The organism is Chlorobiota bacterium (assembly GCA_016710285.1).
Classification (GTDB): domain Bacteria; phylum Bacteroidota; class Ignavibacteria; order OLB7; family OLB7; genus OLB7.
In genome coordinates this window covers 1071460-1097413 of sequence record JADJXR010000001.1, presented here as the reverse complement: position 1 = coordinate 1097413, position 25954 = coordinate 1071460, and the positions used below count along the sequence as shown (strand labels likewise).

Sequence of the window (25954 nt, the reverse complement as noted above, 5' to 3'; positions counted from 1 at the left end):
GCGGAAGTGATAGCCTGTCAACGCAGCAAGCCCCCCTCCTCCAATGCTGGGGGAGGGGGGCTTGCGCACAGTTATGAGATTGAAAGAGAAAGGCACCAAGAGTGGAACCCCTTTCCCCTCCGCACCACGTGCCAGCGGAGCGCGGCAGCCTTACGAAGCTTGCTTCTCCAGCTCCTCCTTCGTGGTGACAATCTTTTCGATCTTGTTCTTGATCGGCTTCAGCGATTTTAGGTAGCGGTAGATCGCCTTCAAGTCGTTGTCGGTCGCGGTCTTGAACATATCCCACGGCATCTCCGAAGCCTTCACTATTTGGCCGGAGCGGAACCGGGTAATGAACTGCTCCTCGCTCCACTTGGTGATGTGGCCGGTTTCGGGGTCGGGGGTTAAGTTCGGGGTGACGCACACCGTTCCTGGAACCAGCACTGATTCCATCACGAGACCGCCAGCAAAATCAGGACCGGTGTAGGCTCCTGTGGTTAGGTCGCGGTTGGTGTGGCAGCCACGGCAGTTGGCAACGTAGTGGGCAAGATATTTCCCGTATTCGGCTGTGGTGTCGGGCTTCACCGATTTTGCCACTTCCCCTTCCGGTCCCACTGGCCGTATCATAAACGCGTTGATTGCCTTTCCCAAAAAACTCAAGTCGCGAACCTCCACCTGTTTCTTTACTGGCGGCTGAGCACGCAAGAAGGAGATGATGGCCGTAAGGTCCTCATCGCTTAGGTTATGGAACGGCATGAAGTCGAACAAGGCGCGCCCATCGTGCCCAACGCCGTAGCGTAGCGAGCGGGCAATCTCTTGGTCGCTCCATTTCCCAATTCCGGTTTCGGGATCGGAGGTGATGTTGGAGGGGCGGACAATGCCAAGCGGACCAAGCTGAAACTCAAAACCTCCAACTAACGGGACCCGCTGGCCAGCGGCAATTTTAGCGTAATCCTCCACCGAGGAAACATGGCACCCCGCGCAGTGGGCCAATCCATAGGCCAGATATTCCCCGCGGGCAATCACCGCGCTATCCTTGCTGGCCTTGATGTCAGGATAGGGGGCATCGTACGATTGGCTGTTGAGGATGAAAACGGCAGCGACCAACAGAACGATAATGCTTCCCAGCACTATCCCTGTCCACTTGAAAACTTTGGCAGCTTTTCCCATGATGTTGTGTGAGTTTGATTGATGGATACCACCGATTAGCAGCCCGCCATCAGCGGCAGCAGCAAGCCGCCGCGCAGAGCAGTTGATGGAGTAGCTGCGCCAGTTACCGCGCATTCAAAAAGGCAGAGTGAGGAGGTACGAAGCCGGAAGGAGGTTAGATTGAAGTGCCACAAACATACTACGCATTCTGCCACGTTGTAACGCCGTTCGCAATTTTCTTTTAACCAACCTCAATCGCCAACGTTTGCCATGACCCTTGTTCAACTTTCGTATATCGTCGCGCTGGATACCCACCGGCATTTTAGCATTGCTGCCAAGCATTGCCACGTCACCCAACCAACGCTCAGTATGCAGCTTCAGCAGTTGGAGGAGGAGCTGGGGGTGATCCTGTTCGACCGCAGCAAGAAACCGGTGGTGCCAACCGAAATCGGGATTGAGGTGGTTGCCCAAGCCCGAATGGTGCTGCGCGAAGCCGAACGAATGGGGGAGATTGTCAACAACGCCCGCGCCGAGGTCAGCGGCGAACTTCGGCTTGGGATCATCCCAACGCTGGCTCCCTATCTGCTCCCCCTGTTCCTGACGAAGTTCATTGAGGAGTACCCGAAGGTTCACATCCGTATCCGCGAGCACACCACCGATGAGTTGGTGGAACGCCTGCGCACCAACCAGTTGGATGCCGGAATCCTTGCCACACCGCTGAACGATTCGGCAATCCTTGAACAACCGTTGTTTTACGAAGAGTTCATCGCCTACGTGGCCAACGGCCAGGCCGGCGCGGGGAAAAAGAAGTACATCCTGACCGAGGAGATTGACCCGGAACGGCTGTGGTTGCTGGAGGAAGGGCATTGCATGAGGTCCCAGATTATCAACCTTTGCGAGCTGCGCCGCAAGGGGGATGCCGGGCGCGTGGAGTATGCCGCCGGAAGCATTGAAACGCTGAAGAAAATTGTGGAGATGAGCGCAGGGATCACCATGCTGCCGGAGCTTGCCACCATTGGGATGCAGCCAGCCGAAGGAGCCGCGCTCCGCAGGTTCCACCCCCCGGCACCGGCCCGCGAGATCAGCCTTATCACCCACCGCGCCTACGTGAAGCAGCAGCTTCTGGACGCGCTTCGCCAGGCGATCCTGTCGGTGATCCCAGCGCGGATGAAATCCCCCGAAAAAAAATCAGTGGTGGAGGTTCGATGATTTGATGAAGGTAGCCGCCCGCCCCTACTCAACCTCACCCCCCAACCCCCTCTCCGTGGCTTCCTCCTTTGGCATCGCGCTGGCAGCTATCGGAGAGGGGTAGCCGAAGGTCTTTAGCCTTCGGCGTCATCTATCTTCAGCACTGGGCAGGCTAAAGACCTGCCCCTACCCGATCTCATCCCCCAACCTCCTCTCCGTGACTTCCTTCCCGGGCACCGCGCTGGCAACTAGCGGAGAGGGGAGTAAGAAAAAAATCAGGGTGTGAGATTGAGAGAGAGGAAGAGATGAAGATGCGATTCAGCAGGGTCACGCGGGTGATTCCGCGCCGTTACCGGCACTCCACCACCACAATCCGCATCTCCGTTGCCGCTGCGGCTTCCTGCAGGACTTGGCGGACTTGCTGGCGGTCCGAAGGTTGGCCAATGCGCCGGACGAAATGGGAATATCCGGCAAGCACACGTTCCAACATCCCGGGCGCAATCGGTTGCCCGCCTGTCACCACTGCCGCGCCGTTGTCAAGGATAAACAGCTTCAGCGGAAGCTGGCGGATGGCTGCTTCAATCAGCCCCAGATGGCCAGCAGCGATAAACGAAAAATCCCCCGTGCCGCACCAGGCTCCGCGCTTCCCAGCAAGCATCGCCCCAATTGCCAGCGGCACGCTTCCCCCCATGTACGTGGTGATATCAACGCAATCAAACGGTGGGAAAGCAAACAGGCTGGTCAGGCCCGTATCGCCAGCAACAACCTCCCCACGAACGTTGCGGAACTCCTCGAAAAACGGAACAAGCCGAAACGCCGCTTCCCGCCACGGCCCGGGAAGATCGTTCGGGACCACGGGAATTGTTGGCGGGGCAAGCGTTGCGGCGATGGAGTGCAACGATTCCCCACGTAGTTTTGCCCGAAGCCGGTCGCGCTGGTAGGGGGCAAACAGTGGGGAAACAAGGTGGTGAGCAATGGCCCGCTCCCAGCCAGGCAGCGGCGGGGCGGATGCCGTGGATTCGCTTCGGGGGGGCGATACTTCGCAGTTGACATCGGCTGCATCCAGAATGATCGCCACCGGAAGCTGCATCCGTTCCGACGTTGCAAACGCGGTGCGCAAAGATTCGGCAGCGTCGCTGGGGGTGCATCGTTGGAACGGGATTCCGATCCCGCGAAGGAAGGCATCAACATCAAAAATGCAATCGGAGTGCGCGCCGGTCTCGTCGTCAAAAATGATGGAGACGAAGCCGGCAACGGTCCCGGCAAACAACGCATCCACCGCGCTGTTGGCGGCTTTTGCAAGCCCGTGCGATTTCAGCAGCGTTGCCGACCGCACGCCGCACAACGCCGCGCCGTGGGCAATGGTAAACGCCGGTTCCTCATGGAAACTGAGCGGTGCTGGCGTTGGCGCAACGCGTTGCCATTCCGCGAACGTCTCGGCCGCCCCGTAGCCAGGAACGTGGGTGACAACGGAAACGGCACAATCGAGCAAAGTGGCGGCCAGCGCCTGGGATAGTAATGGCATTGGGGAGTTCGGTTATCTTCTTTTTACGGCACTCAACGGTCCGATGCCGCAACTTACGGGATAGTGTGGAGAGAGTGTGTGTGGAGAGAGTGGGGCAGCCCGCCCGCAAACGCCCCGGACTTTTTTATCAATCATCAATGTATCAATCACAAACCCTTGACCATGAGGCCTGAGCAAAAACGATTACTGAAGATTGGATGCGTTGCAACCGTTGGGTTCTTCGTCGCACTCTTGTCGCTTGCGCTGCTGCTATCGCCGCGGCTGCGGCAACGGGTGGAGCAACGGCTGCACCCTTCCGACACGGTGCAACAGAAAGCCGACACGGCCAACCGCTCCCGCTAAAATTTCTCATTCACGATTATCGCCAATGCTACGCCCGCTTCTTCTCATTCCCTTCTTCCTCTCGCTGTGCTTCGCTGCCGGGATTGCGCAAACCGGCGGCGACACCATCACTTTTTACGTTCGGATGCCAAGCATCGAATCGCACAAGAACGGCGTGGCGACGGTGCGGGTTCCGCTCCCGGGAAGCCTGCGGCTGCTGGCCGCGGACGCTGCCGGCAAGGTCTATGGCGTTGGCAGCGATGAGACCGCCGACCGGAATTTGACGATTCTGGGAAACGCCACCGTGGCAAAGGTCGAGCGGCAGATGGCCAACAACACAGTCAACAACACAGTCAACAGCACGGCCACCATCACCATTGCCCAAACGCCCGGAAGCGACACCGTGCAGCCTGGCGACGCGATTGAGCTGCGAGGGGTGATTGATTCGGCAATCTTCCGTGGCGACCTGTTCCACTCCGCACGCTTCGATATCCGCTTCCTTGCAATGGATGGCACGCCGCTGGCCGAGCAATCGGCAACCCTGCGGGCAACCGATGCAGCTTTGGAGGATTCGGTGGTTGCGGCAATCGCCAACCAGGTCCATCTGGGGGCCGAACGCCTTTTGGCCAGCACCCCGTTGGACTCGGCACTGCTTGCGCCATTGGAGGGCGGGTTGTTCGATGGAGTGAACATCCTCACGGCAATGGGACGCGCCACCCAGCGCGACGCACGCTCCTTCCTTCGCCATGTTTCCAACGCTCCTTCGGCCTACTTCGCCCGCGATGTTGTTGCCGCAAGCGGGTGGCTTCTGTGGGCCGCGAACGGTGCGCCACTCTTGACGAGTGATCTTCGCGAACGCCTTCTTTCTGCCCCCTCCGATTCCGCCCGCGCCGTGCTGATTGATGGCTACCGCACGATGCTCACCAACGACCTTCTGCTGCAATGGGATAGCGATGCCGAGGACCTGTTCCTGCAACAACGGGCGCGCGATGCCGAGCAGATGGAGCGGGCAATGCTGCAAGCTGCACGCCAGCAACGCGACACGCTGGCAATGGCTTGGGGTGAGTATCGGTTGGGACGGTTTTTGGTGCAGGGCGCGCCCAGCGTGGCGGCCACGCGCTACCGGACGGCGCAACTGTTGTTCGCAAACTTGAACCACCAGGAAGGGGAAGCCTGGGCGCGATTGGGGCTGGGCTGGGTTGCATTGCTGGAAGGGAAGCCGAAGGATGCGGAGAAGGAGTACAACGAAGCCGTGACGCTGTTCCAATCCATTGGCCAGAAATCTTACGAAGCCTACGCGCTGAACAGCATGGGGGATGCTGTTTCGCAGCAGGGGGATTACAGCCGCGCGTTGGCGTTGTACCAGCGTGGGCTTGCGGCGGCGCAGCTGGCGAACGACCCCGAAAAATCTGCCGGGGCGTGGTCGGCAATCTCGCTGATGTACCGGCTGATGGGGGAGTTGCAGAAAGGGTTGGCGGCGGCGCAAAGCGGGTTTGCGGTGTGGCAATCGGCAAACAATCCGTGGGGAATGGGGCAGGCCTACACCATGCTGGCCAACGTTTATACGGCCCAGGGGGAATTCCAGAAAGCCTTGCAGCATTACACCAGTGCCGACAGCATCTACCGCCAACTGCGCGACACCAACAGCCGAATCACCACGCTGAACAACTCCGGCAACGTCTATTTCTTCCAAGGGGATTACGACCACGCGCTGGCCAACTTCCGCGAGGCATTGGTGATTGCCCGCGCCGCAAACGCCCGCGACGAAAGCGAGCCGCTTCTGCTAAGCAATATGGGTGAGGTCCTGTACGAGCAGCACCGATTCGACACCGCCGAGCAGTGTTTGAAAGAAGCGTTAGCACTGGCGCGGCAACGCCAAATCCGGCGGATGATTGCCAGCACTCACCGGCTGCTTGGGAAGCTCTGGCTGATGCAAGAACGCTACCCCCAAGCCGAAGAAGCCTTGCTGCTTGCCGATAGTTTGTTCACCGCAGGGAAGGAAGCCGATGATTTGATGGATGTCCGCGGGGCGTTGGGTGAACTGTACTACCGCCGTAGCAACCCCGACAAGGCGCGCCCAATCTTGCAGAAAGCCATTGACTCGGCCCGGGCCATGGGGCTGTATCACTTCCTTTATCAACCCCTTACCACGCTTGGTTTGCTTGAGCGGGACGCGCACAACAACCAACGCGCCATTGAACTTCTTTCCGAAGCCGCAGCCGTGGTGGAGCGGCTTCGCGACAGGGTGGCCGGCGGCGATAAGGCCCGCAAACTTTACTCCTCCGGAACCGCACGCGTCCGCATTTACGAGTCGCTGATTGCGTTGCTGATTGAGCAGGGGGAGATTGAGCGCGCGTTGGAGTACTTGCAGCGAAGCAACAACGACGAGCTTCGGGAGCGGTTCGGGGCGTTGGAGCGGAACATTGGCGACACCACCCGCCGCAAAATCTTGGATCAGGATCGCCAGATGAAGGCGCGGCTGGACAACCTTGCCGACCAAATCGCAAAGGAGCAAGCCAGCCCCAATGCCCAGCCGGAGAAGATTGCCAGCTTGCGGAACATCATCTCGGTGGCAGAAGGGGAGTATGTGAAGTTCGTTCGCCAGACCATCACCGAACAGCCGGAGCTGCGCAGCCATTTCGGCGGAACCGTCAACCCGATTGATCTTCGGGCAAAAAAACAGCGCATCCCACGCGATGCTGCCGTGGCGATTTACCTGCTGGGGGAAACCCAACTCTACATCTTCGCCGCCACCACCGACACGGTGATCGCACGGGTGGTTCCGGCGGCACGGAGCGAGGTGGAAGCAAAAATCAATCGCCTGTATCGCCTTGCCAGCGACCCTGACGCGGCGGCAGCGCGGGCAAAAGCAGCGCGGGTTGGTGGCGCAGGAAGCGGGGCGGCGAACGGAGCTTCCGGCACCTCCGCGCCGGACCGCGACCAGCGAACCTACGGGCGGATTGCCGACGAACTCTATCAACTTCTGATCGCCCCCATTGCGGACCAGCTTGCTGGGAAGTCGAAGCTGGCAATCACCCCAAGCGGCCCACTCTACTTTGTTCCATTCCAGGCGATTGGGCCGATGGGGGATGACGGCGCGGTGAACCCGTTGCTTCGCCAGCGCACCGTGTTCTACATCAACGACCTTTCGGTGTTTTTGCAAGACGCTCCAACAACGGAGAATCTCAAAATCATCGGCTTCGGCAATGCTGATGGATCGCTTCCCAGTGCCGAGCAGGAGGTGAAGGTGATAACGAAGGAGTATCCAGGATCGGAGGCGTTGCTGGGGGGCGCGGCAACGGAGGACCGGGCCAAGCATATTCCGGAAGGGTTCAACATCATCCACTTTGCCACGCACGGCAATCTGGATTACCACGACTTCAAGAATTTCTACTTGACCCTTGCGCCCAACAAGCCCGCGGGGGAGGATGGAAAGTTGACGATGGAAGAAATATGGGGGATCACAACGTTGCCGGAGTGCCGGTTGGTGACGTTATCGGCCTGCAACACTGCCGTCACGGACCAAAGCCTTGCCGGCTGGCCGATGAACCCGGCCAACGCGTTCCTCACCATTGGCGTTCCGCGTGTGGTGGCCTCACTCTGGCAAGTTGACGACGAAGCAACGGCAATCCTGATGGAGGATTTCTACAAGCATCTTCCGCAGCTTGGCGCGGCGGAGTCGCTTCGGCAAGCGCAGATGCGGCTTGCCAACACCCCCCAATGGTCGCAGCCTTTCTACTGGGCTCCGTTTGTGCTGTTTGGGGATTGGCGGTAAAGGGTTGCGGGGGGAGGATGGAGCCTTACCGGGCGCGCAGGGGTAACCGGGCATTGCTTCCGTTCAGGGCAAAAAAATGGGGGGAAAATATCCCCCCCATTGTGCGCCCGCTATTTCACTTCAAACTCGTGTGACTTCCCCAATTTGCCGTTCAAGTACGCATCAATTTTGTACTTCCCCGGTGGCCAGGATGTTGGAAGGCTGAAGGTGACATCCATCTGGTTTTCAATCCCCGATAGCTCCAGCTCCTTGCTTACTATCACAAAATTCTTCTCCCCGCCGGCATCCACCGCCACCAAATCGGCTTTCACTTTCATTCCCGATCCGTTGTTCACATGGACCACCGCATGGAATGGGTTGTCGGTCGGTTTGATGGTCTGGGTGACATCCCCCGCGGCACCTTGGTTATCCAGTGCCAATTCAATGCCTTCGATTGCTGGTTCGCCGCCGCAGCCAGCCAGCAGCAGCATCGCCAATGCTGCCATTGCAATCACGTTTTTTGCGCTCACCGATACCTCCTTTTGATTGAGTAAAACGGCCAACTGGCCGTCGCCAATATCACCACAAATTTAACGGGAATCCTTCTCCAATTCCTTCCATCTCCACCCCCGATGGGTTAAGGTCTTTTTGATAAATCTCCCCTGCGGCATTAGCAATGAACCACTGGTGGCCGATGTTCGCCAGATGCTTCGGTTCCGTGATTCCGCTGATGCTGATCCGCTGCTCCCACTCGGCACGGGCGAACGGTAGGGTGAGGATAGCCTTCCCAGCAACCAGAATATGAAGGTTTCCATCGGGGGTGACGATATGCGAGGTGATGCGGCGATCGCTGGTTGGAATTCCGGTGTTGACAAGCTGCCACGAAACTCCAAAATCTACCGAGCAAAAGATGTCGGCATCAACAAACGCGCCGTTCTTCAGGTTGCTTACGCCGATAAACAGGATGTTGGTTTGCGGGTTCAGGAATAACCGATCCAGCGTGGTGTTCTTTGCCCCGGTGAATGTTTGCGCCCACGTTCCCGTTCCCCCTTCGGACCGCAACGCCACGGCTTTAAGAGAATCGTTGGTGGTGGCCATCACAACGTCGCCGTTGGTGGTGGCGCTGACCAGCGGGCTAACGATTGGGGCATCCATCATCTGCCACGTTTTTCCATCATCGCTGGAGCGGTACATCTTCGCGCCATCGGTGGTGGCGTAGATAACCCCCTGGGAATTGAATGCAAGATCGTAGAGTTGGCCTCCACCTTTCGGCAATTCAAGGGATGGCGACCAATCGCTCCCGTTGTTGCTGGAGCGATAGATGATGGTCCCCACCGGGCTTTGCAAAAAAAGCGTGCCGCTTGGCGAAGCCAACACACGCGCCTGGCGCAGATGGCCCGGCGCAATGCCGGTTCCGGCGGGTTCCCAGGTTTTCCCCATTGTGAGCGAGCGGTACAGCAAGCCTTCGCCGCTGGCCACCAGAAACAGCGCGCCGGATGGAGTTGCCGAAATCTCTGTTGCCACAACAGCTTTGCCATTCACCACCGGCGCGGCAACCAGCTCCCACCCCGATTGCTGCGCGGCAACCCGCAAACTGCCAGCAACAAAAAGGGCGACGATTGTCAAGAAAAGGGTTTTCATACAGGTTGTTCAAGAAAGTGATTGGAGAGTTTTACTTTGCGCCACAAAGATAACGGCTTGGCTCACACATTTTCTTCCCTCCCATCATGCCATTTTCCAAAGTACGTTGTTCGATTGGCCTTGACTTCGGGACCGAGTCGGGGCGGGCGGTGGTGGTTGATTGCTCAACGGGTGAAATCCTGGGAACCGCAACGCACCGCTACGCCGATGGAGTGATTGACGAACACCTTCCAGGAACCAGCATCCGGCTTGGCCCCGACTGGGCGTTGCAGAACCCCGACGATTACCTGCAAGTGCTGCGCCACGCAATCCCGGAAGCGTTGCGCCAGGCCGGAATTGCGCCAACCGAAGTGGTTGGGCTTGGGGTGGATTTCACCGCCTGCACAATCCTTCCAACATTGGCCGATGGAACGCCCCTTTGCCAGCTCCCCACGTGGCGCGGCAACCCGCACGCTTGGGTGAAGCTCTGGAAACATCACGCCGCCCAGCCCGATGCCGACCGCATCACCGCCGTTGCTGCCGACCGCGCCGAACCGTGGCTTGCACGCTACGGCGGCAAAATCTCTAGCGAATGGCTCCACAGCAAAACCCTCCAAATCCTCCGCGAAGCCCCTGAAATCTATGCCGCTGCCGAACGGATTGCCGAGGCCGGCGATTGGGTGGTGTGGCAGCTAACCGGGCGCGAGGTTCGCAACGCCTGCGCCGCTGGCTACAAGGGGTTGTGGGAACGGGGGAATGGATATCCATCGGAAGAATTTCTTGCCGCGCTGGACCCACGGCTGGCGGATCTGAACCGCTCCCGGCTTGCCGCGCCGGTGGTTCCCCCAGGCGCGTTTGTTGGCCCGCTGAACGATGCCGGAGCGATGCTTACCGGATTGCTTCCCGAGACAGCCGTGGCCGCCGCAACGATTGATGCCCACGCAGCGGTTCCGGGCGTTGGAGTAACGGAGCCGGGAAGGATGGTGATGATTCTTGGAACAAGCGCCTGCCACATGCTTCTTTCCGAGACGGAGCGGTTGGTCCCGGGAATCAGCGGCGTGGTGGCCGATGGAATTTTGCCGGGGCTGTTCGGCTACGAGTCGGGGCAGGCGGGCGTTGGCGATCTGTTTGAATGGCTGGTGGAGCAGGCCACGCCACCACGCTATTTCCAGATGGCCCAGGAGCAGGGGATGAATATCTATCAGGTGTTGGAGCAAGCGGCGGCGGCGCAGAAGCCTGGGGAACATGGGCTGCTGGCGTTGGATTGGTGGAACGGAAATCGCTCGGTGCTGACCGATGCAAGTTTAAGCGGGCTGATTGTTGGGCTAACCCTTGCAACACGCGCCCCCGACATCTACCGGGCGTTGATTGAGGCGACGGCGTTCGGCGCGCGGGTGATTATTGAATCGCACGAGGCGCACGGCGTGGCGGTGCAGGAGCTTGTTGCCTGCGGCGGACTTGCCGAACGGAACCCACTGCTGATGCAGATCTACGCCGACGTAACCGGAAGGCCAATTCGCCACGGGGGATCGGGAATGGCTTCGGCGTTGGGTGCGGCAATGTTTGGGGCGGTGGCGGCGGGCATTGCCAACGGCGGCCACGCCACCATTGCCGAAGCTGCCGAGCGGATGGTGCGGTTCCAAAGCGCCACGTTCTCCCCAATCGCTGAGCATCAGACCATCTACCACCAACTTTTCGGCCACTACCGCCGCCTGCACGACCATTTCGGAAAAGGTGGAGATGACGTGATGAAGCGACTGAGGGAACAGAGGGGCTGATGCCACTAATTCAGCTGGGGTTGACAGAAGGAGGTAACCATCCCGACCTCCGTCGGGATTGACAGAAGGAGGTAGCCGAAGGTCTTTAGCCTTCGGCGATTCGGTCTTCGGTGTCTCGGCCTTCGGCGACAGGGCAGGCTAAAGACCTGCCCCTACCCCGACTTCGTCGGGATTGCCGCTTCAGCTGGGATTGACAGAAGGAGGTAGCCGCCCCGACCTCCGTCGGGGTTGATAAAAGGTCTTTAGCCTTCGGCGATTCGGTCTTCGGTGTCTCGGCCTTCGGCGACAGGGCAGGCTAAAGACCTGCCGCTACCCCGACTTCGTCGGGATTGACAGAAGGAGGTAGTCGAAGGTCTTTAGCCTTCGGCGACTTACTCACGAGAAGACAGGGCAGGCTAAAGACCTGCCGCTACCCCGACTTCGTCGGGATTTTCAATTCTGGGGGCGCGGCGGCGGCAGATGCTCACGCACTCCATCCATCCCGCACCATTGGGGCGTTGCGCAAATCGGCGATGGTTTTCGAGCCGCTTAAAAACATCATGCAGCGGAGGTGATGTTGCCATTTTTGGAGCATGGTTTCCAGCCCTTGCTGGCCCGATTCGCGCAAGGTTTTCAGCATGGGGCGGGCCGATCCGCACAGGTGCGCGCCCAGGGCAATGGCGGTCCCAACGTCGCGTGGGGAAGCAATGCCGCCGCTGGCAATCAACGTCGCGTGGGCGGAATCGCACAGCGGGCGCGCGGCGTTGACGGCATCGGCGGTGGGGATTCCCCAATCCCAAAAATCGGCGTAGTCGCCGCCATCGCTGCGGCGCATCAGCTCCACGCCGGCCCAGCTTGTTCCGCCGGCCCCGGCAACGTCAATAATCCGCACGCCAACCTCCAACAGCCGCCGCACCGTATCCGCCGAAAGCCCCGCGCCAACCTCTTTAACGATGATCGGCAGCCCAAGCTGGCGGACCAGCGTTTCAATCCCGGAAAGCACGCCACGGTAGTTGGGATTTCCTTCCGGCTGCATCAATTCTTGCAGCGGGTTCAGGTGGATTGCAAAGCCGTCGGCATCAATCAGCTCGGCAAGCCGCTGGACCGTTTCCAGGCTTCCCGATTTGGCAACTTCTGCCCCCCCCAGATTTCCGAACAGCGGGATTGTTGGCCCGCCACGCCGCGCCGCACGGAAGCTCTCAAGCTCCGAATCATCCTCAATCGCCTGCCGCTGGGACCCAACCCCCATCGGTATCTGAAGCGTCTGGCAGACCTCGGCCAGTTGTTGGTTGATGGTGGCGGCATCGCTGTAGCCGCCGGTCATGGAGCTTACCAGCAGTGGCATCCCGCACGGCTTCCCCAAAAATTCCACCGCCGTATCTACCTCGTGGAAGTCAAGCTCCGGAAGCGCGTTGTGGGTTAGCTGGTAGCGTTCCAGCCCAGTGGTTTTCCCCTGGAAGGCAACGTCTTCGCGTGCGCAGAGTTCAACATGGTCGCGTTTGCGGCTGCTGGTTTGGGACATGGCGGGAATGTAGTTGTTGGCAGTCGGTTCGTTGGAACGCTTCACCACGTTCCATTTCTATTGGCCCTACTAAGCAAAGGTAGGCAGGGGGAAGCCGAGGGAGCGAAGATCGGTGAAATTATCCCTTCTTCTCAAGCACTTATTTATCAGGAACACCATCCATTTCAAGGCCTAACGGGCAAAGCAATGCATAGTCGGTGATATACTGATGGTGATCAAAAATGAACTTGACCTCATAGGCTCCTGCTCCATCACTATTGAGCATGTAGAGGTAGCAATACTGTTCATTGCGTGACTCGTAAGCACTAACATAAAAAAACGAAGATGTGGAATCAGGGATATATAGGCTGGGTTCATAATAAGGCTTCCAGGCGCGGTTGGGAATAGCAATTGCCCGTCCGTTAATGAATACTTGAATCTTCTTAATCTCATCTCGCGGCAGGCCGCCATCCGTTCCCCAGAATGTCTGTCCATCTATCCGGGTGACCCAGCCAACACTGTCTCGGGTAATCCGGTGCTGTTTCGGGTGAAATTTTTTCTTGATAATTCTTACCACATACCGATTCCCCGATGCCAGCGTGTCGCTGATTTCAATTCCATCAGGAATTTTACGGTAGTTCCGCAGCTGCTTGGTGGAGTCCCGAATCTCGATAAACCGTGCATCGCGTGGGTGGCGCAAAGCATGATTAACCAGCCATTCAACAAACTCAGGGTCCTGTTTTACTACGGCTGCTTCTGGCAGCTGTGAAGAATCCGCAACAGGCTTTGTGGTGGCTGCTGTTGGGGGAGCAACAGCAGTAGCTGTAGGGCGATCCGGTAAGGGGGAAGTCTTGTGATCCTGTGTGGTGCACGCCAGTATGGTTATCGCCACAGCAGCGCAAGATTGGTAGAAATGTGAGGACGCACCGGCCATAGCAACACGCTCCAATGTTTTGAACAAAGCTACGGTTGCCTGACTTCAAAAAAAAGGGCAGCCGCCACGGTTCAGATGCAGGAACGGATGCACGTCCCTGGGTTCCATCATCGTGTGTGCGGCCACCCTGTTTCCCCAAAAAAAATTGCAGCGGAAAAGTGGGGGATTGCGTGCTGCTGATAGCACCGTTGAAAGACTGCTCAGCTTGCTACGGCGCGTGGGATTATCAGCCCGTTCCTGTATCGGTGCACGCAATCCCCCCCGGCCTTTTCCGCTGCACGGGGATTGTCGGATGATGATCTGGCGACTATCGGAATCTTATCGTTCAACCTTCGGTGCGGCTGCGGTGCGCCCGGTGCCGCTGATCGTTTTCAACGCATCCTTCAACTCCTGCAGCTCGCGCCGCAGCGTTGCGTTCTCTTCTTCCAATTTTTTCAGCCGGTTGTTGGCGGTTGCGGTGCGGTGCTCAAGCCCCTGGATTGCCAAGTATGCCACGCCGTGAAGGTCAATCGTGCTTAGCGTGGTGTCGGTTCCAATCGGGGCAACGCCGTCGTTGCCGAAGGCTGAGTAGAAGTCCTGGGCCATCACGCCATAATGCCGCTGTTTGTCGCCGATGTAGTTCCAGGAGCTGAGTTCCAAATCGTGGAACTTCTCAAGCAATGGCTCCCCCTTCAACAGGGTGATGTTCTCCTTGCGGCGTTTGTCGGAGGTCAGCAGCGTGTTGTCAACCCAGGAGAGGGTTAGGTCCGAGACGATGCCGGCGGTGGCAACAGCAGTGATTGCCAGAACGTGATGGTTTGCTGGCAGCACGGTTGGCGCGGTTGCCGGAAGCAGGTATTCGTAGTTCTGCGTCTGGGTTTGCGCCTCGAAGGTGCTGTAATGCTGCGATGGCGTAAGGATTGGCGGAAACGCGCCGGTGACGGAGTTCGGCTCGTAAAAGAAGAGCCTGCTGGCCGTACCGCGATTGTTTGCCAGCCAAAGATCAACGTTGCCAAAAACGGCGATGTTGGAAGCGTTCATGCTCATTGGCAGCAGGTCGTTCGGGTTGGAAAGGAAGCCAAAGCTGTTGCTCCCAAGGGAAAGGCGTTGCCCGCCAGCAATAGTGCTGTATGGGCTGGCGGTAACGTTGGCCCGCCCGCCCAGGATGATGGAGTAATCGGCCCCGGTAATCAGCTGGTTGGAATCGCCGCCGGTGATAACCCCGTACGCGCCGTTGTTCTTGTTGGCATGGCCGCCGCTGACCACTCCAAATATCCCCAGAGTGGAGATGTCGTTCCAGTGGCCGCCGGCAACAGTGGTGTATTGTGCGCTGGCAAGGTTGTTCCCGCCGCCACCAATTGCCGAGGCATACCCACCGGCCGCGCTCCGATCCCCGCCAGCGATGGTTGATGCGGGGCCGCTGGCAAAATTGCTAACCCCGCCCCCCACGGTGCTGTGATTTCCACGAGCATAATTCACAAAGCCCCCACCAACGGTTGATTGATGCCCTTCGGCAATGTTGTTTGCGCCGCCGCCAATAACGCTTTGGTCGGCAGTGTCGCCGATAATGTTCGATGCACCGCCAACAATGGACGACTCCACAGCACGAACCTCGTTCCCCAACCCCGAGCCGATAAAGCTCCGCCGCGCCAGCGGGCTAATGCGGTTGGTGAAGCCGGAGACAATGCCGGCTTGCTCGGCCGAGTCGCGGTTTTGGAAGCCACCTGCAACAACACTAAGGCCACCAACGGCAAAATTCTGATACCCCCCACCCACAGCCGAGGCTCCTCCGATAGCTTTGTTCCCTTCGCCGCCAGCAATGGTGGCAGATGGGCCAGTAACCGTATCGCTTAGGCCGCCGCCGATGGTTCCATATTGGGCGTTGATGTAGTTGAATCGGCCACCTCCAATAATGGAGTGTGAAGCCAGCACTTGATTGGAATCCCCGCCGCCAATGTGCGATGATTGGCCGGAAGAAATGTTGTTTGCATAACCTCCGCTGATGCTGGCAAATGGAGAGTTGGCAGAATTCCATAACCCGCCAGAAACTGTTGCGTGGCGTGCGCGTGCTGCGTTGTTTTGTCCGCCGGAAACTGTGGATGCGCTATCAAGTGCGCCGTTAGCATTGCCGCCGCCGACGGTAGCATACGTTGCCCCAGCTTGACTTCCGGCCCCGCCAGCAACGGTGCTCTGCTGGCCGTTTGCGCCGTTGGAAAGTCCGCCACCCACCACCGAATGCAAACCGCTGGAGATGTTGGATTCGCCGCCACTAATGACTGAGTATTGCCCTGTGGCTTGGCCATTTGTTCCGCCAGAAACCATGGCCGCTAGTGCGATTGCGTGATTATTACTCCCACCGCCAACAACGCTGTACTGTTGGGTTGCTTCGTTGCTAAATCCCCCAGCAATTGTCGAACTGTTCCCCGTTGCTTGGTTGCCAAAGCCACCGGCAACAGTGGAGTTGTTGCTGGTGGAGCGGTTGACATTCCCCCCACCAACGGTGGCGTGCTGCCCTGTGGCCACATTCCGCTCGCCGCCAGCAATGGTGGAATTCGGTCCCGAGGCGGTGTCGCGAAGGCCGCCGGCAACCACCGAGTAGGCTCCCGAGGCAAGATTGAACTGCCCCGCACCCACAAAGCCGAAGGTGTTGGAAACTCTATTTCCGGCCCCGCCAACAATTGCCCCCGAATCGCCAGCAATGGTGTTTGCTACGCCGCCGCCAATCACCCCAAACCGGCTGGTGATTACGTTGCGGGTCCCGCCGCCGATGCTGCTGTTGAATGCCGAGGCGGTGATGGAGTTGGTGTCGCCGCCAGCGATGAATGAGTTGACGGTGGTGATGCGGTTGCCACGCCCGCCAACAATGCTGGAGTGCTCGGTGCCGATGGAGTTGGCAATCCCCCCGCCAATGATGTTGTAGTTGCCGGTGACTTGGTTGCGGTTGCCGCCAACAATGCTGCTGGTGGTTCCCGATGTAACTCGGTTTTCGGACCCGGCACCGATAAAGTGATAGTCGCCGCTGGTGTTGTTCGTCGTTCCGGCACCGATGATGCTGAACCGCCCAAGCACGGTATCGTTTTCGCCGCCGGCGATGGTGTTGCTGGAGCCGTTCGCGAAATGGTTTCTTCCGCCAACGATTGCGTTGGCCCCGTTGTTCCCCCCCACGGTGCTTTGCTCTTGATTATTCAACCCGCCAAGTATTGCCGAATATGCGCTTTGCGCACGGTTCAAATTCCCCCCCACCACCGATGCGAATTGTGCTGCTGCTTGGTTCGCCCGGCCACCGCCGATAAAGGCTTCGTTGGCGTTAGCGCTGATAACGTTCGATGTCCCCCCAGCGATTGCCCCACTCAGCGAGGTTGCCGCAATGTTGTTGCTGTTGCCACCGCCCACAAAACTGGTTGCGGCCGATGCCGTGTTGCTGTAGCCCCCAACCACCGCCGCCGATATGCCCGATGCCGTGTTGCCAGCGGGGCTGAACACTCCATTGTCGCCGCCGCCAGCAACCACTGCTCCCGGGCCGGAAGCGATGTTGCGGTCGCCACCGCCAACAAAGGCAAAGCGGTCCGTTGCTTGGTTCAAACGGCCCCCGGCAATGGTGGCTGTCTGGCCCGTTGCTTGGTTCAACTGCCCGCCGCCAACAAACCCGTTTAGCCCTGCCACCTGATTTTCGCCCCCGCCACCAATTGCTGCGCCATCGGCACTGATGATATTGCCGCTGCCACCGGCAATGACACTGTTGCCGTTGTTGATACGGTTGTTCTGCCCTCCACCAATCGCGCTGAAATCGGCGGTGGCGATGATCTTGTTGAGCCTTCCCCCGCCAATCGTGCTGTTGGGGCCAAGCACTGTGTCGCGGTCGCCGCCCAAGATGCCTGAAAATTGTCCTGATATGCGGTTCCCATTCCCGCCAGCAACTATGGCGTGGTCACTGGCAACGGCGTTGTTTTGCCCGCCACTGATGCTGCTCCACCGTCCGCTCGCTTGGTTCCCATCTCCTCCAGCAATAGTGCTTGATAGGGCGAGTGCTCTGTTGCCTGAACCACCACTAATAGTGGAGTAAGAGTTAGTCGCAACATTGTTGTACCCTCCGCTGATGGTAGAATTGTCGGATGGAGCAACGATGGTGTCGGAGCGACCTCCAGCAATTACTGAGTATTCCCCTTGATTAAGGTTCTGCACGCCACCACCAATCGTGGAAAATGCTCCGGTGATAGAGTTCTGTGAACCGCCGCTAATTATTGCTCGATCACCCGCTGCCGTAATAATGTTCTGCTCCCCTCCTACAATTACGCTCCGGTATCCAGCCGTAGTATTGGCCACTCCTGCGCCGATGAAACTGGCACTTCCGCTTGCACGGTTTTGTGTTCCGCCACCAATAGAAGCATACTGTGAGGAAGCAATGTTGTTCACTCCACCAGCTACCGCAGCACCTTCTCCTGACGCTCCATTGCCGGCTCCACCCGCGATGGTGCTGCTTGTGCCAGACGCATTGTTAGAACTTCCCCCACCAATAAACGATCCCCCACCCGCTGCCGCGTTGTCGGCTCCGCCAGCGATTGTTGCTGCCTCGGCAGTTGCATCGTTCGAGCTTCCCCCCCCAACGGTGGCGTTCAACACCGTGGCGGTGTTGCTTACGCCGCCGGGGATTGTGGTGTTGGTGCTGGTGGCTTGGTTGCTTGCTCCGCCGCCAATGGCCGAGCTGTTCCCGCTGGCAAGATTCCCCGAACCACCGGCAACCACCGCGTTGTTGTTCGTTGCCCGGTTCTGCGCCCCCCCGCCGATTGTTGTGGTGACGTCGCTTGCCTGGTTTTGCCGCCCGCCCCCAATGGTGCTGTTCGGCCCCGATGCGGTGTTTAGATAGCCGCCGGCAATGGTGGAATTCTCCCCCGCTGCGGTGTTGCTTAATCCACCACTTACCGTTGCGTAGCGTGCGTCGGCGGTGGTTCCGGCTGCGTCGCCGGTGCGGTTCCCTTCGCCGCCGGCAATGGTTCCAAAGTTGTCGGTCGCGGTGTTGGCGGCTCCGTTGCTTCCGCCGCCGGAAATGGTTGCGCCAACCACGCCGCTGGTCACGTTGTTTCCGTTGAACCCGCCAATGATGTTCGCGCTGGTGTTGTTCGGCTCGTACCGCATCACCCTGCGGCGACCCTGAGCTGCGGACCCAAGCTCATCCACATGAAGCTCCAACGCGTTGGTCGCGCCGCGGGTGGTCATCCAAAGGGTGTTGTCGCTGGTGACTTGGTTTTGCGCTGCGTTGCGGCCATCCATCCAAAGCGAGCCGCCCGATTTGTAGATGCCGCTGGCATACACGTCGCCAGCAATGCGCAGGTCCCACACGGTGCTTGCGCTGGTGTTGCCAACAACGGCATCGGGCGTTCCGAAGATGCTGACCACGTTGTCGGTCGCGCCCTGCCCAAGCCGCATTCGCGGTGTGTTCGCGGTGCGGAACACCAGGTCCGAAGCATCGGTGGTTCCCACAAAGTTGTTTGCCGGATTGGTCCCGCTGTTGCCGTTCAAAGCCCAGAATGGCGAGGCCGCGGGCGCGGTCCAGATTGGCGAGCCGCTGGCGTTTTGCACCAGCACCGCACCTTGCGTATTTGTTGAAAGAAGCTCCGCAGGATTGTTGCTTGCATCGCCCACCCAAATGGCGTTTTGCGTCAGCGTAGCGTTGCCGATAAGGTTGTTGACGTTGATGGTTTGGACGTTCCCGGAAGCATCGGTAATCACCACTTCAGTCCCACTGGTGACGTTCGGAACGTTCGGGATGGAGACGGTGGTTCCGTTCAGCGTGGTGTTCCCGTCAACGTTCAAGTTTCCGTTGACGTCGGTGTTGCCGTTGGTGGGGTTGCTGGTAAGATTCGTGTTCTCCACCCACGCCCCCGCAACGCTATCCCACGAAAGTGTGGAGAAGTTCCGCGTGCCGACCGGCAAGAACGGAACCACCTGCCACGTTGGCGGCGCGCTTGAACCGGAGGAGACCAGTGCCATTCCTGCGGTCCCGGCGTTCCCCCCGGGGCGAAATGGTCCGGTGATGGAAAATCCGCCGCCGTTCGTTGGGCTTAGGAATCTTCCCCGCTCGGTCCCGCCGGTGGCAAACACCACGTCGCGGTCGTCGCGGGTTCCCATAAAGTTCTGTCCGGTTCCGGTGCCCGGGTTGGTGTTCGCGTTGCCACGCAGAAACCACGCGGGAACCGCAGCTTCAGGCTCAAGCCAAATTGGAGGATTGTTGGGACCTTGCGAGACGAACAGATCGCCAGGGTCGCCGGGGTCGCCGTTGGGGCTAACTGGGCCGGTGATAACCAGGCTTCCGCTGGTGTCAACCATCTGGCACGGGACCCAGCGCGGGCGTTCTTTGGTGCCGATGTTGATTTCGCAGCGGTCGTTCTGGGAGTTGTAAATCATCAGCCCTTTTGCCGGGCGATTGCCGGCGATTTGGTCCCGCTGGGCGGTGTTCATGCGCGGCAACAGGAAGCCACTGGCGGTGGAGAAAACATCAAGGATGGAGGAAGAATCGGGGCGGAGAGTTCCAACCCCCATGTGGCCATGAATATCCACCATTGGTGCCGGGGCGGGGGTGGGATACAGCTGAGCAAGCAGTGGCTGGAAGGCAGCAAGAAGAAGAAACAGGAAAACGGTTTGGGCAAGATGAATCCTGCGCGGTGCAACGCACCACGTTGTTGAGCAGTTCATAAAATGATGGGCAGGTTGGCTTTGTGCGGAAATGAGTGCGGTTCTTGCACGCCAGAACCATCCCTTTTCGCCCTGTCCGGACAGGCTACAAGAATGGTAGGAAGCTGATCCTTATGCAACTACCCACAATGGGAGCGCAGAATCGCAAATCACCGTCGAAGCTGAGTTGTTGTTGAGATGGGAAACTCCCAAGCCTATCTGAGGATGCAGATCTGCGGATGGTGTCCCTGTACCTTACGGGCAAAGGTAGAATCTGAATAGCATCGTTTCCCGCAAAGTCACAGCATCAGTTGGCATGATCGGTAGCATCGGTGGCGCATTATTGCTTGGTGAAGAGTTAGGGAAATGCTGAGTGCTTATGAGGGGTTGCATAATCTCAATGCATAGTGAGATTGACCAGCTGAGGTGCAAGAAAGAACCCATCTGCACCTTTTTATAAAAATCGCACTCTTTTCATAGCTACTCACCGAGCAATAAGAACCACCATCAGCCCTGAAAGGGCGACCGATGCTAGCCCAGGGCATCGCCCTGGGAAAAGAACCAACCCCGTGCAACACCAGCCCTGAAGGGGCGACCTCGATCCGGTTAGAGATGTTGTTGAGGGTATGAATTTCCAATGGGCACGGTCTCTGCACGATTGATGGATGAATGGGGTTGTCCCTTTAGGTTGCCCCTTCAGGGCGGTGGAATGTTTGGGGGAGGATTCCCAGGGCGCTGCCCTGGGCTATGATAGCCTGCCCCTTCAGGGCGACCGATGCCAGGCTACTCACTGAGCAATAAGCGGGAGTTCTCCTGAAAAATCTCCCAAAACCTTCAAGAAAAAATCTCCACAACTCTTGGCGGTCCCTTTTTGCCACCGTAGGTTGCGGCTGGCCCACTGCACCCGTTTTTTTAACCTAATTGTCTGTCGTGAGGGTATCACCATGAACTATCCAAAACGTGTTATCAAGAAAGGGGAGAAGGATGGAAAGATCGTCCGCGCAATCCAGAAAGAGCTGAACGCCCGCGGCTGCGGCCCGCTGGAAGTGGATGGCGATTTCGGCCCCAAAACGTTGGCGGCCGTGAAGCTGTTCCAAACCCGATTCACCGACCAAAACGGAAACCCACTGGTGGCCGATGGTGAGGTTGGGGCGGTGACGTGGGCAGCGTTGTTCGGCCAGGAAAAAGTGCCGGTGGTGGAAACCAACAAATCACCCCTTGCCACCGCAGCAATTGCCGCCGCCAAAAGCCAACTTGGGGTTTTGGAAAATCCGCTTGGGTCCAACAAAGGTCCCGAGGTGAATGCCTACTTGGCCAGCGTGGGCTTGGGGCCGGGATATTTTTGGTGCATGGCGTTTGTCTATTGGTGCTACCAACAAGCCGCCGAACAACTGAAGAAGAACAACCCGTTGGTGAAAACCGCAGGAGTGATGGCCCACTGGAACGCCGCCCGCGCCGCCGGCACCCGCTGCATCACCACGAAGGAAGCCGCCGACAACCCGGGGCTGGTAAAGCCCGGGATGATTTTTATCATCAGCCACGGCGGAGGGCTTGGGCACACAGGGTTGGTGGAAAGCGTGCACGGAGGGATGCTGGTGACGATTGAAGGGAACACGAACAAAGAAGGCTCGCGCAATGGAATCGGTGTGTTCCGCCGCACCGGGCGGAGCATCAAGTCCATCAACAAGGGATTTATTGAGTATCGGTAGGCGGGGGGGATGGAAGGGAGCGGGCGTTTTCCCGCTCCCACTCCGCTTTCGTTAATCGGTAGAACAACGTCTCCAGGCCATGCAGCAGGCCGCGGCGCTGAAACGCCATGCCAAGCCGCCGCAGCACCGCAACGGACTTCACGTTCGGCGGGTCCGTGATGGCCCACACCGCGCTGAAATTTTTTTGCTGGAATCCGAACGCCAGCGCGGCCCGGGCCGATTCGGTAGCAAGGCCACGCCCCCACCAGTCGGGATGAAGTCCGTAGATCAGTTCCGGCGGCATCCCAGGTTCATCGCGGCGGAAACCGCAAAACCCGATAAGCTCCCCGCTGTGGCAATCGCACACGCACCACTGCCCAAAACCGTAAATCTCCCATTCTTCAATGCTGCTGCGTACAACCTGGGCAGCACGTTCCAGCGGAACAACCGCGCCATCCCACAGATACCGCCGCACCCCCTCGTTCGTCCAAAGCCGATGCAGCGGCGCAATGTCCGCCACGGAATAAGGGCGAAGCAGAAGGTGAGCGGTTTGCAGTTCCATTGGAGTTCACCAAAGTAGGATTGCCGGCGTGGGGAAGGGGGCGGGATGGCTCCATCATTTCCCGTCTCAATCCCACCCAACCCTCCCGAATCGTTCCCCTCCATCGGAGGGGTGCCCGACAGGGTGGGGTGGGTTCGGGGGAGCGGCGGAACGGGCGGTGTTTTCTGTTATCCATCGAAGCCCCCGCATGCGTTGCCGTCGCGCCCCCCTGCTTCGCCGCAAGCGACGAAGCGTCCCCCCAATGCTGGGGGGAAAAGGGTTGGTGCTGTTGATGGTTTTCTCACTCAACCTCACACCACCTCTGCCAGAATTGGAGGAGGCGGCAATCCCGTAACTGAGGTCGGGGCGGCTACCGCGCCACCACTACCCGCTGGGCCGCTGCTCCGTGTGATGTTCGCAGCAGCAATTGGTAGGCTCCGGAGGGAACTCCATCCAGCCCGATTCGCAGCTGCTCAATCCGCTCGGTCCCCGCTCCGGCAAAGGAGAAAGGGATTGGGTGGAGCATCGTTTTGCCCGACAGATCAACAAGGCTGAGTTGCCCCGTAGCGGTCCCGGCCCCGCGGATGCTAACCCGCACGTTGATGGCCTCGCGCACCGGATTTCCCGAGACGGGAAGCAGCCGCAGAATGGTCCCGCCGGTAGCGATTTCGGTTCCGATTGTTCCATCTCCAATTGTCCCATCATGGACCCCGCTCACCGTTGGCCCGTAGCCAATCACCGTGAAGTCAGTTGGCGAAGCAAGGCCGTTGTGGGATAGCCGAAGCTGCGCGATGTGGCGGCGGTCCGCATCGGGGGTGTAGCGAATCGGAACGGAAAGCGTCTGGCCCGGCTGCAACGTCAGCGGGATGGTTGGCTGGGTGATGATCGCAAACGCCGATTTGTCGGCCCCGTTCAGGCCCAGCGCGGTGATCGTCAACGGATAATCCCCGGTGTTGGTGATGGAGTAGGCCGAGTCGTAGGAAGATTGCACCGCTGTTCGGGGGAAGATTAACGTGTCGCGTTCGGCACTGGCGATTCCGGCCACCCCGGTCCCAAACACCGCGAACTCGCTGAAGCCTGTGGTGTCGTCGTGGGTTAGCCGGATGGTGGAAGAATATCGCCGCCGCTCCTGTGGGTCAAATCTCACCCGCAATTTCAGCGTGGTCCCCGGGGCAACCAGCACGCTTTTCGCGCCGAAGTACCGCAGCCGCGCGGAATCGGCTCCGGTGGTGGCGATTTCGCTGATCCGCAAGGTGTCGTTGCCGGTGTTCTGCAGGACCACGGTATCTACCATCGCTGTTGCGCCAACCCTCCGCTCTTTCAGATCAATCACCGATAATGCCTCCTGCGCCACCGCCAAGCCCGCGCTTCCGTTCAGCTGAATCCCAAGTGGCGAGCCTGGCGCGTTGCTTGCCAGCGTCAGCATTGCCGAGCGGCTGCTTCCGTTGGTTGTTGGATTGAACCGCAGGGTAAGTTGGTGGCTTTCCCCTTTGTTGACGCTGAATGGCGCGCCCCCCCCCACAATGCTGAACTCCGATTGATTCACCCCGCTGATGGTTGCCGATGTCACGTTCAGCGTTGCGGTCCCTGGGTTGCTGATCGTCAGCGATTGCTCCACCGGTTTGTTCGGGCGGGTGGTCCCAAAGTTGACGGGGTTTGGCGAAGCGTTCAACGCCGCCTGCGGGGACCCAGCGGTGACGGTGGTATAAACAGCGGTCATCCAGATTGTCACGCCCGTGCCGCCGGGAACTCCATCGGGGAAATTTTTCCAGCCGCTTATGGTTTTGTAGCTGCTTCGGTTTTGCGTGTTGCTGCCGTCGTCGGTGGGGATCACCAACGTTCCCAAGCTGTTGGTAACGGCAATGTGGAATTCCTCGCCAGCGTTGAAGTTGACCGGCGCGCCAATCCCCCGCAGCCAAATCTCATTTTCTTGATTGCCCATCAGATACTTGTACGGGATCGTCACCGTGCCCAGCACGTTGTTCGGAATCCCCGCCAAACTTCCCGCCTTGTTGGAATAGACCGTCACGGTGAAGGACCCGCCAACCGGCGTGACCGATGGGGAAAGGAACAGGAGTTTCATCCCCACCAACGATCCGTTTGTGGGGGCGGTGAAACGGTTGGCGTAGCTGGTGATATTGGCTCCCGGGACCGGAAGCTCCAAGTAACTTCCCAATCCTCCCTGATGGTGCGTCACCTCGGTGGTTAGTGCCGATTGATTGGTGAAGATTGCAACGTTCTTCGTGGTGTCGCCGGCCCGCACCCTGACGGGGGTGAAGTCATTCCAATTATCCAACAGAAGATCGGCCGATTCCCCCGTGCTGTTGTACCACTCAATCGCGGTGTTTGTGTTGATCGGCGTGGGATAGCTGGCAATGGCGGAACCTTTGGTGAAGACCTCCAACAACGGCTCCACCCGCACGGCATAATATCCCGGCGGCAACCCTGAGATGGTGAAGGTCCCGTTGGCCGCGGGGGGATTCTGGAACGCCGGATGCCCGCCGGAGTAGTAGTCAACAATGGTGCTGTAGGCATCCCCGGTTGCGGTGTCCACGGCAATCACACACACGCCGCTCACTTTTTCATTCCCCCCGGTCCGCACGGCTCCGGAAATAAAGCCGACGCTGGCTAAATAGTCGGGAGTTGGATAGAGAAGTGAGATAGCGGCGCGGTCATCCGGCTCCAACGTTTTTTGGTCCAGAGACTCGATGGAGGGATACATGGTGGCGTAGCCGGAGTGCATGGCGTTTTGGGAATGGGCCATTCCAAGAAAATGCCCGGCCTCGTGGGTGATAACCGCCTTGAAACGATCCTCATCCTCGGCCGATCCGGTCCCGCTCAGGTGGCCGTTGATAATCACGAAGCCTTCGTACAGATCGGTTCCAATTCCAACCGAAGCAGCAAAACCGTACACCGTGTTCTTTGCGCCAACGCCGATTCGGGAATCGGTGATCGAGCCGTCGTTATCGAACACCACGGGGTTGATGCCGTCGTTGAACTGGCCAACACCGGAGATGTAGGGGTCGGTTGCCGAAGTGACGTTGTTCGCCAGCGTTCCGCCGTTGATGATGGTGAGCGAGGCGGTGGTAACGTTGTCCCACTGCTGGAACGCATAGTCCGCAATGGATTTCCCGACGACGTTGGTGAACCTTCCCAGCGTTCCCAAATCGGTTTTGTAGATGAGCGGCATTGCCGTTGCGGGATAGGTGTTCGGCGTGGTTCCCGTGGCCCCCAACGGTCCCCCCGCCACCGCTTCCCCAACCGACACCATCAGCAGGAAAACAATGGCAAGCCCCGAACGAAGGGAAGAACTTGCCTGGCCCAGAGGTTCTTTGCAGAAGAATCGCAT

The 25954-nt window shown here is 58.9% G+C and carries 14 protein-coding genes; 5 read left to right on the top strand and 9 right to left on the bottom strand.

Annotated features, from left to right (window positions below):
• Nucleotides 1-150: 150 nt before the first annotated feature.
• Nucleotides 151-1149: a cytochrome C gene (locus IPM61_03870; protein MBK8910445.1), complete on the bottom strand. Its 999-nt coding sequence runs from the start codon at nt 1147-1149 to the stop codon at nt 151-153.
• Between the two features lie 249 nt (nt 1150-1398).
• Here IPM61_03870 and IPM61_03865 point away from each other — a divergent pair, with 249 nt between their 5' ends.
• Nucleotides 1399-2337, top strand: a complete 939-nt coding sequence (locus tag IPM61_03865) for a LysR family transcriptional regulator (GenBank protein ID MBK8910444.1) — start codon at nt 1399-1401, stop codon at nt 2335-2337.
• Between the two features lie 328 nt (nt 2338-2665).
• Here the strand turns inward: IPM61_03865 and IPM61_03860 are convergent, their stop codons facing one another.
• Nucleotides 2666-3841, bottom strand: a complete 1176-nt coding sequence (locus IPM61_03860; GenBank protein ID MBK8910443.1) for a hypothetical protein — start codon at nt 3839-3841, stop codon at nt 2666-2668.
• Nucleotides 3842-4003: 162 nt separating this feature from the next.
• Between IPM61_03860 and IPM61_03855 the strand changes: the two genes are divergently transcribed.
• Together IPM61_03855 and IPM61_03850 are read left to right on the top strand one after the other, a co-directional pair.
• Entirely contained in the window at nt 4004-4183 is a 180-nt protein-coding gene (locus IPM61_03855) for a hypothetical protein (GenBank protein MBK8910442.1), read from the top strand.
• 25 nt (nt 4184-4208) lie between these two features.
• Nucleotides 4209-7937: a CHAT domain-containing protein gene (locus IPM61_03850; GenBank protein ID MBK8910441.1), complete on the top strand. Its 3729-nt coding sequence runs from the start codon at nt 4209-4211 to the stop codon at nt 7935-7937.
• A 110-nt stretch (nt 7938-8047) separates the two neighbouring features.
• Here IPM61_03850 and IPM61_03845 read toward each other — a convergent pair whose 3' ends face one another.
• Nucleotides 8048-8446 (bottom strand): hypothetical protein, encoded by a 399-nt coding sequence (locus IPM61_03845; GenBank protein MBK8910440.1) that lies wholly within the window; start codon nt 8444-8446, stop codon nt 8048-8050.
• A gap of 49 nt (nt 8447-8495) precedes the next feature.
• On the bottom strand, nt 8496-9557 hold the full coding sequence (locus IPM61_03840) for a hypothetical protein (protein MBK8910439.1): 1062 nt from the start codon (nt 9555-9557) through the stop codon (nt 8496-8498).
• Nucleotides 9558-9643: 86 nt separating this feature from the next.
• Between IPM61_03840 and IPM61_03835 the strand changes: the two genes are divergently transcribed.
• Nucleotides 9644-11314, top strand: coding sequence for a ribulokinase (locus tag IPM61_03835; protein ID MBK8910438.1), 1671 nt, complete (start codon nt 9644-9646; stop codon nt 11312-11314).
• 463 nt (nt 11315-11777) lie between these two features.
• On the opposite strand, the gene IPM61_03830 is transcribed toward IPM61_03835, so the two are convergent.
• The 3 genes from IPM61_03830 to IPM61_03820 all read right to left on the bottom strand — a co-directional run bounded on the left by IPM61_03830 (nt 11778) and on the right by IPM61_03820 (nt 20397).
• Nucleotides 11778-12815, bottom strand: coding sequence for a type 2 isopentenyl-diphosphate Delta-isomerase (locus tag IPM61_03830; GenBank protein MBK8910437.1), 1038 nt, complete (start codon nt 12813-12815; stop codon nt 11778-11780).
• 139 nt (nt 12816-12954) lie between these two features.
• Nucleotides 12955-13755, bottom strand: coding sequence for a hypothetical protein (locus IPM61_03825; protein MBK8910436.1), 801 nt, complete (start codon nt 13753-13755; stop codon nt 12955-12957).
• A gap of 291 nt (nt 13756-14046) precedes the next feature.
• Nucleotides 14047-20397: a tail fiber domain-containing protein gene (locus tag IPM61_03820; protein ID MBK8910435.1), complete on the bottom strand. Its 6351-nt coding sequence runs from the start codon at nt 20395-20397 to the stop codon at nt 14047-14049.
• Between the two features lie 923 nt (nt 20398-21320).
• On the opposite strand from IPM61_03820, the gene IPM61_03815 reads away from it, so the two are divergent.
• The gene (locus tag IPM61_03815) at nt 21321-22085 is read left to right on the top strand and encodes a peptidoglycan-binding protein (GenBank protein MBK8910434.1); all 765 of its coding nucleotides are present in this window, start codon (nt 21321-21323) and stop codon (nt 22083-22085) included.
• On the opposite strand, the gene IPM61_03810 is transcribed toward IPM61_03815, so the two are convergent.
• Nucleotides 22069-22626: a GNAT family N-acetyltransferase gene (locus tag IPM61_03810; protein MBK8910433.1), complete on the bottom strand. Its 558-nt coding sequence runs from the start codon at nt 22624-22626 to the stop codon at nt 22069-22071. The genes IPM61_03815 and IPM61_03810 overlap by 17 nt on opposite strands.
• A gap of 349 nt (nt 22627-22975) precedes the next feature.
• Complete coding sequence (locus tag IPM61_03805) at nt 22976-25954, bottom strand: choice-of-anchor D domain-containing protein (protein MBK8910432.1); 2979 nt, start codon at nt 25952-25954, stop codon at nt 22976-22978.